Origin of the sequence: Arachidicoccus sp. (genome assembly GCF_050436765.1) — a bacterium.
Classification (GTDB): domain Bacteria; phylum Bacteroidota; class Bacteroidia; order Chitinophagales; family Chitinophagaceae; genus Arachidicoccus.
Genome location: NZ_JBNQGD010000242.1, coordinates 1 through 17,075, shown reverse-complemented (window position 1 = coordinate 17,075; position 17,075 = coordinate 1). Strand labels below are relative to the sequence as shown.

Genomic DNA, 17,075 nt, shown 5'->3' with positions numbered 1-17,075 from the left:
CCCTTTAATATGGATGGCCACACCGGTCAAGGGCTCTCCCGATTGCTGAGAATTTACGGTCCCGTTAATTACGGTATCTTTAGCAATTTCGTTAGTATTAAAATTGTCACCATGATTAATAATTTTTAGAGGAGTATTACCGGCAAAAGCCTTGAGAAAGCCAGCAAACAAAAGTAGACAGGTCAATTTCAGACATCGTTTCAATTGCTGTCCCTTCATAAAGATCATTAACAGCCGAAAATCTTTTTTCATAAAACTGGATTTAAATTAGTAAAAAGTACAAGGCTTAAATAAGTAGTTTAATAGCATCCTCCATGAGCTGCCAACTCTGGACACCAAACAAACATTCGTATTTAAGCAGGTATTGTTTTTGTATTTATGACATTTATCTTTGTATTTCTGACATTTATTATAATAAACCCAACTGTTTTAATTCCGAGGTTACAAAGACAATCAAACATTGATACACATATAGACAGTTTTTTGGGGCACATGTACTAATAAAAAAATAATAAGTGTCAGAAATAAAATCCCGCAGATTTAGAGATAACGCACCATAAAAAAAATTGTAATTAGCCTCAGTTTTAGAAAATTTGAGAAATATTATTTTGAACGAAAACAATGTCGTCAGAAATAAATTATTTGTTGCCACATAAATTAAAATTCCCGTGCTGCTTTTAAAATTAAACTGAATATCCCCTTGCAGATGCTCATAGTCTATAACTAAGCCCTGTCGCATCTTCCAAAAATTTAAAGAGATGGATATAGTCGAACTACATTTGATCTCCAGGCGATGCTAAGCGCATCCGGGAACTATTTTCTATCTTATTTTTGCCGCTACTAGAGACGGATTTGCTATTGCTGCGGACCACATCTGCTTTCAATCATATTTTCATTTTCATTACCCGAAAAATATTTAAAAAAATATTTAAGTAGGGGATTATATTTAAGCAGTTGAATAATCTTTGGGAAGCTTTCCAAGTTTTAAAATCCCGTTTAACCCCACGCTCCATCTGTCGTAAAATAAAATAGAAGACAAAACTAAAAGTTCATCTTCTATTTTATTTAAAAACACAGCATCTATTCAAACCCAGGTAACATTGAATTGATATTAATTTAATTTACTACTATTACGGATGACCCAGAAACGCCGTCTACATTGGCTGTAATGGTCACGGTACCCTTTCCTATTAATTTGACGATGCCGTTATCACTAACCTTAGCAATTGAATTATTACTGCTTTGATACTCGATATGCGTATTGGACAAATTCACAAATGAACCATCATTATTAACCGCTTCGACAATATTATCGGCTGTAGCATGTGGATCTTCCTGTGTGGCATTGATATCACTTTTTATCCATTTGTTTTTCCCTTTTAGATCAATAGTTTCTCCGCTATGATAAATGAGCCTCTCCGGCTGTAGCGTAACATAAGTAATCTTGGGTGACAGCGTTCCTTCTATATCGACCTCTTTGGATGCGGCTATGTCTCTGGAGTTGTAACCAACCTCAAACTGATAGGCTCCATTATAGACCATACTCTTGAGCGCTTCCTCATTCCAAAAGGACAAATTAGCTATGTTTACTGTTAATGATATATGTTGAGTTTGGCCCGGCTCTAGCATTTCAGTTTTTTGAAACCCCTCTAATCGTTTTATAGGGAGTTCCCTTTGTTTTATCTTTGGTGAACTAACGTATAACTGCGCTACGGTTGCCCCAGACAAATTCCCGGTATTGGTAACGTCGAATTTTATTGTAACACTGTCGTTAGGAGATAATTTTTCAGACGAAACTGTCATATTGGAATACTTAAACCGGCTATAACTTAATCCATAACCGAAAGGATAAGTTGGCTTGCGTGTAAAATACATGTAAGTACGCCCTAATCCATCTGTCTTTCTCGGTGTTAACCAGTAGTTGGACATGCTGGGCAGTTGTGTAGCATCTTTATACCAGGTAAAGTTGAGGTGTCCGCTGGGGTTCTTTGCGCCGAGCAGTACGCTAGCTAATGCTGCACCTTGGCTTTCGCCATTATAGCCACTGAAAACAATAGCCGGAAAAAGATGTTGTACTAAGTTTATTTTTACAGGTCCGCAGGACTGTATAACCATTAGCATATTCGGGTTTCCTAAAGCGGCGGTCTGGTAGATAAGGGATTCGTAATTACCAGGCATAGCTATATTTGCCCGATCGTACCCTTCGTGGCCTACAGCTTCATCTGTGCCTACAAAAACGATGACTAAATCAGCACTTTTGATATCAGACTTCGTTTGTTTGTTCAGATTGGCGGGCGCGTCTGCCGTTGTGGAGGTTTCCGTTTTATCAAAGATTACGCTAGCATTTGGGTTAGCGGTCTTTAAAGCAGCAGTAAGTCCCTCCACAGCACTTATTTTAAGAGTCGGATTGCCCGAGTAACCTCCTAACGTTACTTGGTTTGCCAGGTTCCCCACTATGACGATCTTTTTTAAGTTGCCGGCATTAAGGGGTAACAATTGTTTATTTAAACCGCTGACGGTATCGTTTTTTAAGAGTACCAGTGAATTTTCAGCTACCTGCTCTGCTAATTCTTGGTGGGCTGGGCTCTGGATGACAGACTTAGTAATCTTCGTATAAGGTACTTCACTAGTGGGATCAAATTCCCCTGTACGCATACGAATGGTGAACACGCGAGTAAGGGCTCGGTCAATCACGTCTTTGCTGAGTATACCTACTTTGATGGCTTCTTCTATATTGGGAAAGGTATACTCGGTTCCTGTGCAGTTAAGTGCCGTGCCTGCTCTGACCGCATAAGCCTGACCGCCGGCTGCTCCCGAAACCCTTTGTCCTGTCTGATTATTTACCCATGTAGATTTGGCAGCCTTTTGATCTAGCGACCAGCCTGGGGCCGTCCACTTATGTCCTCTTGGAAACAAATGATAAGTCGTGCCGATCGCATCACAATCTGAGGTAATGTATCCGCTAAACCCGAAAGTTCGCTGCCCTAACTCATTTACCATATAAGTGCTTGCTACTGCTGGCGTTCCATTAATGGCATTATAGGAGGTCATTAACCCTGCCACATGGGCTTTCTCTATAAGATATCGGAAGGTGCTTGTATAGTAATCCCGGATGGCTTCGTCATTTACATCGGATGAGATCCCTTGACGGTTATTTTCTATATCATTTAATGCAAAATGTTTGGCAGTGGCGGCTACCTTGAGGTATTTACTCAGCGGCGTTCCATCAATGGATTGTCCTTGAAAGCCATTGACAAAGGCTGCCGCCATATGTGAAGCTAGAAACGGATCTTCTCCGAACGCTTCGTCATTGCGACCCCAACGAGGATCTCTGTCCATATTAATGGTCGGTGCCCAATAGGTCAAATTCCCATAATCATCTTTTGACTCGCCTAAATTATTCTGTGCTACGCCAAAGAGGGACTTGTCCAGAAAGCCTCTGGCTTCATCCGAAATCGCTTCCGTTTCTTTATAAATAAGTCCCGGATCCCAACTCATCGAGGAGGCAAAATTTGTCGGAAAGCTTGTCGCTATCGGCGCACCATAAGCCTCGTGTTCGTTTGTTTTTTTCCCATTGTGTAAATTACCAAACATAGCGTTGACTCCGTGTTGTCCTTCACTCCAGTAAATATATTGATGAATGCCCAGCCTGGGTATCGCAGGTGCATTATTGGTATGAAGCTGTAGCACTTCCTCCGCTAATGTCATATGGGAAACTAAATCTGCTGCACGTTCTCTAAATGAATAATGTGTATCCAAGTAAATAGGCTGAGAACTTTTATGTGACAAGGAAGTAGCTGCAGAGGCTGGCTGACTTCCTTTTTGTCCGTATGCCTTAGGAACTAATAACATTACGGAGAAAATAGAACCTGTGAGAATTAAAAAGATATTTTCACAATTAGGAACCTTAAAGTGGGTTTTCTTTTTCATTAGAAAATAGTTTGATAGTTTAATGATTAGATAACAAAAATGGTGAAATCCAAATACCTTGCTTTACCCCGATCAAAGATTTTCATATAGATTTGCAATCGATTGCACAAAACGAGAAAAATAACTCCAATTGCATTTTTTTCTCCGATATTATTCCACTACAACCCGATTAAATACTTCGCACTAAAGTTAAAGAATAATTATCAATATGACCAATATTATTCAGCATTCGTCTACGCCAATAGGACGAACTAAGAAGTAAGATTAAATTTATTGAATTAATGCACTGTTCGTCCATCTTTTTAAGATTACCAATAGTTTATAAATTCTAAACAAATTCAATTCCTTTATTTACATCTTCGTAAAACGCGTTGATTCTAATAAAAACCACCCCGACATTTATTGAAAACAACAAATAAGGAGGGGTGGAATTAAATTGACATCGCAAAAATATTCGGTCTATTGAGACAATAAAAAAAGGCTTAACTAAAACAGATTAATGTTTACCCAAATTCTCTTTTATGGCCTCAGCTACATATTCATAGGCTAATTTTCTAACGTAGCTACCCGTCCACAATCCGATTGGTTCTCCAGCTCGCCAACTTGAAGTTGTCGGACTATCAAGTGGACTCCAGATCGTAATTCCATAACGTTGCTTGGCCGGAATATTCTTAAAGTATTGATCTATTACGAACTTATACATATTTGCTTGCGCCAAATACTGTGCAGCTGTAGCATTAGCCGTTTGCGTATTATTGCCCAAACCGATATCCAATTCAGATATTCTAATCAGTTTCCCGGTAGCTGCTAATAATTGAAACATTTGTATAATTTTACTTGAATCAGCATTGATATCAATATGCATTTGTGTGCCTATACCATCTACCTTTGCTCCTTTCGTTTCAATATAGTTCACGTACTGAATCAGTCCTTTACATTTATCGAGGTTGGACTCTAATCCATAATCATTAATGAATAATTTATCACCAGGATTACCATACTTGCGCGCCAGATTAAAGGCATCTACGGCATAATCTTTTCCTAAATAGTCTTGCCAGAAAAACTCATCACTGGTAAGTACCTTGCCTATGCCGCTTTTCAAATTATAGGGGTTACCATCATCCATAGGCTCATTAACGACATCCCATGCTTTTACATAGCCCTTACAATCGGTAACGATTCCCGAAATCCATTTATCTAAAGCATCTGAAATAATTTGTTTCTTTTGATCCGCAGTTTTTTCGATTGTCGTCGTTCCGCTATTAGGATCCTCTCTTTGCAAAGCAATATTATCCAAATAAATACTTCCGGCATAATTACCAAAGCTAAACAAGAAACGAGTCCTATCCCCAGCAGTAGTGGTAGCTTCCAATTCCACTTTTGTCCAACCAGTTGTGATATTAAATGACGGAAAATTATCACTTGCATAAGAAGTTGTTTCTTGTAATGACGCAGATGCTGAACCCGCAACCGAACCTTTTACATAAAAACTTAACTTATAGGTAGATCCGTTTTGAAACGGAGTGGTAAAGTCATAGGCTGTTTGTGCTTCCCATGAATTTACGACAGAGGGATTGGTCATGATCATCGAAAAATTACTTCCTCCGTATCCCTGTCCACTAGCAGATGCAGCTCGGGTAGAACTATTTCCCCATCCACTCCATCCATTAATATTGCCAGCTTCAAAATCAGCATTTGCGAACAAATTAGCGTCTAAACCACTACTTACATCTTTATCCTCAACAGACAAAGTACTTAAATCTATATAGTAATTAACGTTTGGAAGATAGCCTAAATCAAAATTAAAACTAAAGGAGGTTGCTCCAGAAGCAAAGTCACTCAGTGTAAATTTCACTTGCTGCCAGGTGCTGCCGGTAACAAAGGCCTCGGTTGCAGTACCTGTTGACATCCAATCCATCCAAGGATATTGATTGGTTAAATCACTACTAAAGGAAATCCTACCCTTACCTGGTATATCTGATTTTATATTGAAACTAACTACATATTGATGTCCTTGTTGAATAGGAATCGTTGGTGTCTTCATACTCATATCCCAAGCATTTTGAGCAGTTCCGGAAGAGGTCAGTTTTATCGCTTTGCCTCCATTTTGGCCAGTCCCAGCATCAACAGACTTATTTGTCGCACCATTTACAGACCATCCAGTAAAACTTCCGTCTTTTAAACCAGACATGTCTAATAGATTATTATCGGATACTATAATATCAGGAGCTATTAGGCTATTTAAATAGGTCGCATTTTGATTTGCATGCCAACATAAAGTGTGACCATACAAAGTAACCCCAGCCGATTTGGCTGCTTGTATCAATTCATTTACATTATCCAGATTCAAACTTCCATCAGCTTGAACGACAGCTCCATGTTTCATGGCATAGCCTAATACAATTTCTTGAAAGTTTCTATTAACCATTCTATACATTACTCCCTTCTTCAGATAATCTCCTATAGAAACAGCCGCACCAAATCTAAAATCGGGGTAAGCAACTGTATCTATATAAGATTTTAATGCTGGATAGGCATCAATATCTTCTTGAGCAGTCACATCATCAGGTTTGCTTACACTAAAATCAAGTGGTTTATATTTATAACATGAGTAGAGCATGGTCATTACAAGAATGCCCAAAATGAATATGTATTTACTATTATTATTTTTCATGTGCTATTATAATTTTATGAAATAGAAATGCCTTTAAAATGTCTCCATTGTTACCCCTCTATTTCTCATCACGAGTGTATCCGTAGTCGCCACTTGCATATTTGGGAAATCTATCTGATATTGTAAAAACATCGCATCTCTATCTACTCCACCCCAACTATCTTTATCACCTTTCTTTACAAACTTCCCGCTTCCTGTTGCAGTAATACCAGAAGTCCCGGAGCTTATAACACAACTACCTTGGTCATCGAATTTCAGCAAAAGGTTGCAATTGACATTATAACCGTTTTGATCTTTAAAGACTAAAGGAAAGTTTACTGTGTTCAGTGAGTTTGTGGTCAACATCTGGATATCATCATATTCAACATATTGTGCATGTCGAATATTGGTTGAGTCCAATGAGGTTAAGCCGTTCTTTCCCTTTATAACATCAACCCCTCTTCTTAAATAATAACCATGCCAAGGATTAACATATTTGATAGCATATAGTATATAGTTCTTATCAGCCAATATACTATCACTATTGTTCACGCTATTCATTTTAATGGGTATTACATAAGTATTTTTAATGGAATTAGGATCTGCAAAAAAAGCATCCGTTAACTGTACAGTTACTCCACCTTCAATACTATCTTTTGGAATGATAATTTGATTAGAAGCCAAGGTGTAATAACTAGAAGGCATCGCCAATACGGGACTTCCATCCGTAAAAACAACATTATTTACCAAAGAGTTATCAACGGAAAAACCAATATTTACATTTTTAGTATTTGTGTAAACACCGCCCAGTGTAGCATAAATTCTACATTGGTGGGCATTATCTAAGTCTGTATTAACTATATCCTCACCTAAAGTAATTGTCCTTACCGGATGTTGATAGGCAAAATATACAGTCTGATAGGTAAAATTTGGAAAAACTTGACTTTTGTTCTGGCAAGCACTAAACAAAAGCACCACTCCAATTGCTATTAAGATTTTATTTTTCATTATTATTAATTTAAACAACACAACTTTATTTTATTCCTATTCTCACCAACCTTTATTTTGAACTAACGCATGAAACTTTAATATTTCGCTATACGGGATAGGCCCATACTGCATGTAACTTTGATAGGTCCTATTCTCTACATTTATATAAGAATAATTGGTGTTATTCGTAATACTTACTCCTTTGGCCGTTTCTGTTAGTGGCGATTGCCATCTGCGAAGATCCCAAAAACGAAAACCTTCAAAACATAATTCCAGTCTACGTTCATTTCTAATTAAAGTTCTCATTGCATCCTTATCTCCTTTAATTGACTCCAGGTAGGCATCCCCATTGTTAAGACCAATTCCTGCTCTGTGTCTTATAGCCTTAATTACATCATAGGCAGAATAAGCATGCCCTCCGGTACCCAATGGGCCAAATGCCTCATTTGCTGCTTCCGCATATATTAAATATATTTCTGTATACCGAATAAGCGGTTTATAATGCCTTTGTGTCGTCGTAGAAGTACTACTTAAGTTCACGTCCTGACGTAATAGTTTACGCAGATAATAACCTGTTCTTGTCGAAGTTTCCGTTTTATTTAATGCGTCGTTGGTAGTGCCATCAACAGCGGTATTGATTACGGAATTATTTACACCGGCTTTCCCTCCGTTTAAAAGTATAAAAGTAGAGAGACGAGGATCACGATTCGCATATGGATCGGCACCGGTATATCCACTTGTGGAATTTGATATAGGATAACCGTTACTCATCGGAAATGCATCTACTAAATTCTGAGTGGGATCCAACCGACCTTTTCCGTTTAATGTCGGCGGAAAGTTGTCAGATTCCAAATTGTTACTTTCACCGTAATTCGTACGCCACAATATTTCAGGAGGATTTTGTCCATCAGCCAGACCAGCTATCTCTGCTGTGTTAGTATACCAAGTCAAGCCGTTTGGGGCTAAACCACTTACACCTCCATTTAAATCTATGATAGCAGCTGCATCATTTGCAGCATCTGTCCATGTAGACGCTCCAGCTGCACTAAAAGCAGGACTTGCTGCGAGTAATGCCGTTTTTGCTTTAATTGCCATTGCAACCCGACCCGAAAACAATCCACTCATTGCCTTACCCAATGCACGGTTGTACTGTTCTTTTGTAATAGAGCCATACTTAGAAGGGATTTGTGAATTATCAGAAAGATCCTGATAATCAACCGGAAGTAGTTGTTCTGCCTGATTAATATCACTATAAATTTGATTTATACAGTCTTTAAAAGATGCCCTAGGTAAATTAAAATTATCGCCAACGGCCTGAGACTGCAAGATTAATGGAACGCCTAAAACATCCCCATTTACCCCCACCCCAGCGTGTGCCTTCAAAAGATAATAATAAAACAAAGCACGCAGACCATAAGCTTCTCCCTTCACCCGCATTGCAAAAAGTTTGGCAACAGCAGAGTCTTGGGTCCAGGTAACTTTATCAACCTGTTCCAACATCAGATTCATGTATTGTATTGCTGCAAAACAACCGGTCCAACGATCAAGCGGATTAAAATTAGACGTCCACTGCCCCGTGGCTACCTTTAAATACGAATTACTTTTATCATTACTAACCGCATCATCCGTAGCGACATCGTCAAAGGACCAAGAATTTGTCGGTATTCTGGTATATCCATTTAAAATAAGTCCATAGGGGAATCTCGCATCACTCGGATTATAGGACTGCTCAAGTTGCCGATTATTTTCAATCTGGGGCGTGATTAAATCTTTGCAACCCATCATCGTTAGGAAGGTAACCGTCAGAAGTATTGTCAATTTCTTATTCATATTCAAATAGTTTATATTTTAACCTTCTTAGAATAAAGCTTTTATGCCTAAGTTATAAAATCTTGTTTGGGGTGCAGAACCAATATTCAAATCCAAAATATCTTTTTCAGGAGAAATAGTAAGCAAGTTCGAACCACTTACATATACACTTAATTCTCGTATTACATGCTTTCTTTTCAGCAATCCGGTTAAGTCATATGAAAGTTGCACTTTTGCTATATCAAATCTATCAGTCTTATACATCCAGAAATCTGATGTTTGGAAATTATTATCACTGCTGTTTGTCGTCAGTCTAGGATAAGTAGCTGTATTTTTAGTTGCCTCTGTCCAACTACCCCTTACAACTTCGGAATATTTTGCATCGCCATATACCCAGAAATAACTACTGTTTTTAACACCATAAGCACCATATCGACCAATTCCGTAAGCAAAGAGTGTAAACTTTTTCCATGTTGCCGTCAGGTTTAGTCCAAATGTGTAGGGTGAACCATACCAACCACCCTTTCCAAGGTAAACTTCATCTTGCGTATTAATGACACCATCACCATTTTGATCTTTGTATTTAATATCACCAGGGTGTACCTCTCCAAAGGTTTGAGTAGGTGAGCTATTTATATCCTCCTGACTATTGAAAAATCCTAAACTCTGTAAGCTCCAAATCCCATCTAATGGCTTTCCTTGACGATATTGATAATCATCGGCATAAACTTCCGCACGTTTAACAGCTTTAGTATTATAATAAGTTCCATTGAGTCCTACATTTAAGCCCAATTTTCCAATTTGTTCTTTCAAATTAAGACCAAAATCAACACCAACACGTTTATCTGTATTATAATTAATATAGGGGATAAAAGAAGAGACAGGATAGCCTGTTGTAAAATAGGAAGGGAATAAAACAGACGCCTGAATAATATTTCCTTGAATCTCATTCATAAAGAAATTCCCAGTAAATTCCAGCGTTCTATTCAGAAATAGCCCATCAAAACCAATATTTATTTCTTTTCTCTTTGGAAATCGCATATTAGGGTTATCACCTCTTCTAGACTCTGTAGCTTGAAAACCACTCCCATCTTTCCAACCAAACCATGATCCGGCAACAGTATAATAACCTTGGTATAAATAATAATCAGAAATATCTAAATCTGTGTTTATAATACCAGCTGATGCAGTTATTTTTAAGTCATTGATAATATCTGAAGCATTTTTCAAGAAATCTTCATTACTCACACGCCAAGCCAAAGAAACTGTCGGCGATAGTGCTTCCCGATGATTTTTGGGTAACTTGGCTGAATGAATATACGCGCTATTAAAATCTATATAATATTTATGGTCGTAATTATACCCGGCATGAAAACCTAAATTTGCATTACTCACACGATGATAAATAGCTGACTCAGATTGTTGATAACCATTGGCAACGAGCATTGCAGAAACATTATTCTTCTCTTTGAAAGTTCTATCATAACTAAACAAGCCATAAAATGCTATCGTCTGCTTGTACCAACTATTACTTACATTTTGCGTACCAGAGGTAGCATCATTTCCATATTGAGTAAGGCTACTTATAAGATCAGTACCTGAATAATTATTCCAAGTGGGCTCATAGGTGGCGTAATTATAATTGTAAGACAATGAATAAGAAGTAGCGTAGTCTACAGCAATATTTGACTTAAATTTCAGACCTCTCAATACATTTCTCAAATCTGCATTTAATCCAGTATTAAATTGAAACTGTCTTGAGATATATTGATTTGACCCGCCTGCGTAAATGGAGGCAAAAGGATTTGTTTGATCTAATTGAGTACCACCTAAAAGATACTTACCGTCTATTACATGGTTGCTATTTTGAACATATAACATGGAAGATTCATCGTCCGGCTCAATCATGCTTATAGGTATAAGTGGAGTAAACCTGTTAGGACGGACGGTTGAAGCACTATTCCAATAATCCGTATTCACACCTTTCCCATTATAAAAAGTTGCGGAAGCGTCAATAGTTCCAGTAAGAAACTCATTCAATTTAATGTCAACATTAGCTCTTAAATTAAATCTATTTGTCCTTTCATTCTTAGCCTCGCCGAAATCTAATGGAGAACCAACGGTATAAAAACCGATATTCGTATAATATTTCGCTTTGTCATTACCGCCAGATATTTCAGCAGTAGCATCATAGCGATTATAAATATTCTTTAAATAATTAGATGAATAGAAATCAACATTGGGATATCTGTAAGGGTTATTCCCGGAAGCGTAATTATAAATAGTATTCTGATCATATAAATCCGGCAAACTATCATTTTCTCTAGCTTGGTTATAATATTTCATATACTCTGCCGAACCCAAATATTTAGGATATTCTATGGGCTCAAAAGTCCCCATGTTTGCTCGAACATCAATTCTTCGATTATACGCCTCTCCTCTTTTAGTGGTAATACTTACAACGCCTTTAGCTGCAGTACTACCATAAAGAGCGACTGCTTCAACACCCTTTAAAAAAGATATCTGGTCTATTTCAGTGGGCAACACATTGTTCGCATCCCGCGGAACATTATCGACTAAAGTTAAATAACTACCCATTGCCCAGTTGCTATTCCCATTATATCCTGGTACAAATGCCTCCATTCCGTCAAGACTATAGGTGAAATAGTTTTTTTCCAAAAGCTTTTTCACATTTACAACAGATACATCTCCAAACAAATCTTTTTTATTTGCTTTTCTAAAAGCAATGGGGACTAATATGGTATCATCAACTGCATTTAAGATTATTTCTTTAAGGGTTGCTGAAGCAGCCATATATTTAGTATCGTATCCATCCGCACGCACATTTAATTCTTCATTGGGAAATGTATTTATAATAAAGCTACCGGTAGCATCTGTAACTACTCTTACAGTATCACGTTCACTACTTTGTATTATAGCGCCACTTATCGGATGCATATCTTTATCGTATACTTTTGCCTGCAACTTATAGGTGAGCTTAGATTGTGCCCAAAGCGTATTACAAAAGCTTAATGAAAGTAGACATAAGATAACCCCTATTCTTAAATATCTCATTAGTACCAAGTTTATATTAGAATGAATTAGATTTAAAGTCATGGCTATTAACTACCATCCGGGATTTTGATTAAAACCAGGATAAAGCGTTACATCACTATTCTTCAAAGGCAGCCAATAATGCTTTTGGGTAAAGTTTCTTTCTAGAATTACTTGTTCCCGCAAATTCTGTACACGGTTTTGTGTAGGATCAGTAGTATTGAAAGTTCCGGCTCTATTAAAAAAGACCGCGGTCTTTAAAGTATATGGCCTTTTTATTAAAAGCATCCACCTGCGAAGATCATTAAAACGATGGCCCTCAAATGAAAGTTCAACCGCTCTTTCTCTGCGTAGTTCAGGCATAAACGCATCCAATGAACCTTGAAATTCAGGAGCTACGTGGCCGGCACCAGCTCTATCTCTAATTACGTTTACTGCATCGATGGCTGTTTTGCCATAACCGGCTACGGAAGAAGAAGGAGATCCATAACCTTCTGCGACAGCTTCAGCATACATTAAATATACATCTGCCAATCGCATATACGGTATATGAATATTTAAACTTTTAGAATAATCATACCCATTGTCATATTTATTACAGGTGATAGGAATAAACTTCTTTAATAGATAACCCGTACGACTTCCAGTACTAAGGTCACGATAACTACCTAGCCCCGCTGTCGTTCCATCAGCATATAAATTGGCATATCTATTAGCCTCATCGGTTGTGGAGCCTTGAACTACTTTTACTCCATCATATACAATATCGTTATAAAACCTAGGATCCCTCCCTTTCCATGGGTATTCAGGATCATAGCCAGAAACAGGGTCGGGCTTGGTAATATCAGCAATAGGTAAACCGTTAGCCATTCCATAATAATCCACATAATTAGCTGTGGGCACAAAGATGAGTGTTCCTTCGCCTACAATAGAAGGTGTATATTGTTTACTGGTACCCCAGTTAGAACTATTCCCACCATAATAAGGACCTCGGAAAATAGCCTCTGTACCTCCGGGCATTAGCCAGTTTTGACCAGTCGTATAGAAATTATCGGAGTATTTGGAAAAGGGCAATAAACTATAAGGCGCCGCGCCACTTTCACATAATTGTAAAACCTGCGCAAAAGCCTGGGCCGCCTTTTTGCAATAATCTGCATTGTAGGTTTCACTTCCGGTAGAGGAAAAATTCATCAATGGGCTACCTGCCCAAAGATAATTTTTACCCAAATATGATAATGCCATTATTTTATTGATGCGCAATTGATTTTTTCCCAAAGTATTTTTCCCAGCAGTGGTATTATCCCAATTAATTGGCAATAAATCAGCCGCAGCCTGAAAATCTGCTGCCGCTTTATCTGCGCATTCTTTGTAACTGAGTCTTGGTAGTGTTAACTGCTTATCGCTTGGCAGAAGCGTATCAATATAAGGAAGCCCCCCAAAATATTGTATTAATTCAAAGTGAAACCATCCTCTGAAAAACAATAATTGCCCTTTTATCAGGTTTCGTTCTTCATCGGTCGCATCGGTAAGTTTATCCATATTTGCAAGGCCCAAATTTGCCTTGTGAATTCCGTACCAAGCAAGTGGCCATAAGGACTTACTAAAACGGTCGCTATTTGTTGAAGAGTTAGCCCGATCCATCCAACCAGCCTGCCAGCCATCAAACTCGGACTGCCAACCCCAAAAATCACCCAAATCTATTTTATTTACAAAATGGAAATTATTAGAAGTAGAAATAATTTCATCTTCGCCCCAATTCCAAGAATTGGTCCAATATGCATTTGTAAAATCTGGAATACACTGGTATAATTCTTCTGTAAACCCTTGAAAATTAGTAAAATTCTTATAGGCATCGTCTCCTTGAACGGTTGAATCTGCCGTCTTATTTAAATATTTCTGACATGAAGTCAAACCAAACAACAAAGTAAGAAAAAGTATGCAAGGAAGAAATATTTTATACTGTTTTTTCATGACTTCTTTTCATTTTAGAATGTAATATTAAAACCCAAATTATAGCGTTTAACAGTAGGATAAGCACCTTGACTCGCCAATCCTGTTCCTGCAAAGTTTGATTCCCGATCGTCAGGCATTTTTGTCCATAGCAATAAGTTGTCACCATTTAAATACACTTGTATATTTTCTAAGTGCGCCTTTTGGATAAAGTCCCAATTTTTACCAAACGTGTAAGTAATGCCTGCGTTCTTCAATCTTAGGTAAGAACCGTCATACATGTATTCATTACCCCTATAATAACCGGGCGGAGAGGAAAGCCATCGATACATCGGTATACCATTTGCATTATCTTTTGACCAGTATGCTCCTTGTTGGTAAGCAATATCAAGCCCACCTAAGCTGTTAAATGAAACATTCCTTGTAACATTGGTAACTCCATAAAATTGAGCAAAAAAATCAAAGCCTTTCCAGCTAAATCCAATTGTAGCATTATACGTATTTTGAGGCCATCCGGAAAAACCGTAAGGAATATTGTCGTTTTGATCAATTACGCCATCGCCATTGTAATCAATCAGGTTATAGTTCCCAGGCAATTTTGTATTATCATTGGTGTTGTACATCGTACTACCATACAACTGATCCCAAGTGTTATAATAACCCGCATTTACATAAGAGTAGGCTTGTCCCACAGATTTGCCCTCCTTTTTTTGATATTGTGGCAGCAACTCCCCATCGTCTTCGCTAACAACCTTATTTTGCGTATGCGACATATTGAAATCAATGTAAAAGCGGAAGTCCTTTGAAAGAAATTTATTAAAATGCAACTCAAACTCATAACCTTGCGCATTTACGCTTCCTAAATTTGCAGCCGGTGCGGAAGCACCAAAATATGAAGGAACGGCTCGACTCGAACCAGCGATGAATATTTTTGTTCTTTTATCCTGAAACAAGTCAAACTTCCCTTTAAATAAACCCTTTAACAATTCAAAATCTACCCCTAAATTGGTCTTGAAAGATTGTTCCCATTGTATATTTGGATTGCCTAAGGAAGTTTCTGTATACCAAGTATAAGGACTCAATTGTCCACCATCCCCAGACATCCCTAAAAGTGAACTTCCAGAATGTGCCCATTGATCCATATACAAGAATCGAAGGTTATTAATATTATCATTACCCGTTTGACCTGCAGACGCACGAATCTTAAGCATATCAATAAACTTGAGCGAACGCATAAAGTTTTCTTTGCTAACAACCCAGTTCACACCACCAGAAGAAAAATACGCAAATCTATTTCCTGCAGCAAATTGTTCAGATCCATTATAAGCGCCATTATATTCGAGCGTGTACTTGTTTTTATAACTATATGTAGTACGGAAAACCCAGTCTTCCCGAAAATGAGGAACTTCACTCCCAGTAGCATATTGATTTCTATTAACCAATCCCATCGCTGTAATATGATGATCATTTGCAATAGTGGTAGCATAATTCAATTGCAATTGATAAAACAATCGTCTGTAGTTAGAGCCAACTGAACCGGCACTTGTAGTCCAATTAATCCCCTGTTGAAAATCAAATCCAGTAACACCATCGTATGCCTGTTCATAAGTGATAGCTCCCGTTTTAGGATCCACATATTTTTGTTGAACGCCATGATACAAATCATTTACTCCTCTATTATTTTCCATAAATGTATTGTCAAGAGAAATTGTTCCAGAAAACTGCAGCCCCTTTAATAACATTTTCAAATCTTGTTGAAGGATAAAGTCGGTCGTCATCCTTGCAGTGGTTGTTTGCTGAACACCACCAATTGCGAGATTTAAAGCAGAGTTGGCTAAGTTTGGATTTGCCAAACTATAACCCCAGGAGCCATCAGGATACTGTGGTAAAAACGCATCCGGAGGTGTATCATAGGCAGAGAGCCAAAGTGTTGCGCCCGTAATATAGTCACTTTGGGAGAAATTCCAAGGCGTCTTCTGAACACCATAAGAACCACTTAAATTCGTCTTAAACAATGTCGTCGGTGTAAGCTGGAAATCTAAATTACTACGGACATTTATTCTATTGAATCCAAAACCAGGTTTGTATCCGCGATCATTATTATATATTTTAAATAAATCACCTTCATTTAAATACGAAGCATTAGCAAAATACTTCACAAATTTGGTCCCGCCGGAAATATTTACATTGGCGTTCCGAGACATGGTAGATTTTTTAAAGAGTACATTATCCCAGTTTACATTAGGATATCGTTCTGCCTCCGTTTCATTAGCCGGATTACGATATTTATCCAAAATGGCTTGCGGTAAGTATTCATTCCAACTTTCGGGATTAGTATTTAATTCATTTTCTATCGCCTCATTTCTAAGTTTAAGCGTATTGTAAGAATCATAGGTGCCGGGGAGTTTTGAGGGCACTTTTAATGTATTATTCACAGTAGCTTGTACAGAAGCTTTACCCAACTGCCCTCTTTTTGTGGTTATAAGAATAACACCATTTGCACCACGAGAACCAAACACGGCCGTCGCAGAGGCATCTTTGAGCACCGTTACGGTGGCAACCGAACTAATATCTACACTATTCATTGGTCTTTCTACTCCGTCAACAAGAATAAGGGGCGAAGTATTATTCCATGAATTAGTACCACGAATAACAATCTGAGGATCTTCATCTCCAGGCAGACCTGTAC

At 37.9% G+C, this 17,075-nt stretch carries 8 protein-coding genes; all 8 read right to left on the bottom strand.

Annotation, left to right across the window (positions count from 1 at the left end; all coding sequences use genetic code 11):
- Positions 1-252, bottom strand: a 252-nt coding sequence (locus tag ACQR30_RS10625) for a hypothetical protein (RefSeq protein WP_429734848.1), incomplete at its 3' end; no start/stop codon positions are given.
- Between the two features lie 864 nt (positions 253-1,116).
- Positions 1,117-3,930, bottom strand: a complete 2,814-nt coding sequence (locus tag ACQR30_RS10620; RefSeq protein ID WP_429734846.1) for a glycoside hydrolase family 3 C-terminal domain-containing protein — start codon at positions 3,928-3,930, stop codon at positions 1,117-1,119.
- Between the two features lie 496 nt (positions 3,931-4,426).
- Positions 4,427-6,604: an endo-1,4-beta-xylanase gene (locus tag ACQR30_RS10615; protein WP_429734844.1), complete on the bottom strand. Its 2,178-nt coding sequence runs from the start codon at positions 6,602-6,604 to the stop codon at positions 4,427-4,429.
- A 33-nt stretch (positions 6,605-6,637) separates the two neighbouring features.
- Positions 6,638-7,591, bottom strand: a complete 954-nt coding sequence (locus ACQR30_RS10610) for a DUF5627 domain-containing protein (protein ID WP_429734841.1) — start codon at positions 7,589-7,591, stop codon at positions 6,638-6,640.
- 42 nt (positions 7,592-7,633) lie between these two features.
- Entirely contained in the window at positions 7,634-9,403 is a 1,770-nt protein-coding gene (locus ACQR30_RS10605; RefSeq protein WP_429734840.1) for a RagB/SusD family nutrient uptake outer membrane protein, read from the bottom strand.
- Between the two features lie 27 nt (positions 9,404-9,430).
- Positions 9,431-12,457, bottom strand: coding sequence for a SusC/RagA family TonB-linked outer membrane protein (locus ACQR30_RS10600; RefSeq protein ID WP_429734838.1), 3,027 nt, complete (start codon positions 12,455-12,457; stop codon positions 9,431-9,433).
- A gap of 51 nt (positions 12,458-12,508) precedes the next feature.
- Positions 12,509-14,407 (bottom strand): RagB/SusD family nutrient uptake outer membrane protein, encoded by a 1,899-nt coding sequence (locus ACQR30_RS10595; RefSeq protein ID WP_429734836.1) that lies wholly within the window; start codon positions 14,405-14,407, stop codon positions 12,509-12,511.
- A 14-nt stretch (positions 14,408-14,421) separates the two neighbouring features.
- Positions 14,422-17,075: SusC/RagA family TonB-linked outer membrane protein (locus ACQR30_RS10590; protein WP_429734834.1), on the bottom strand; the 2,654-nt coding region annotated here is incomplete at its 5' end.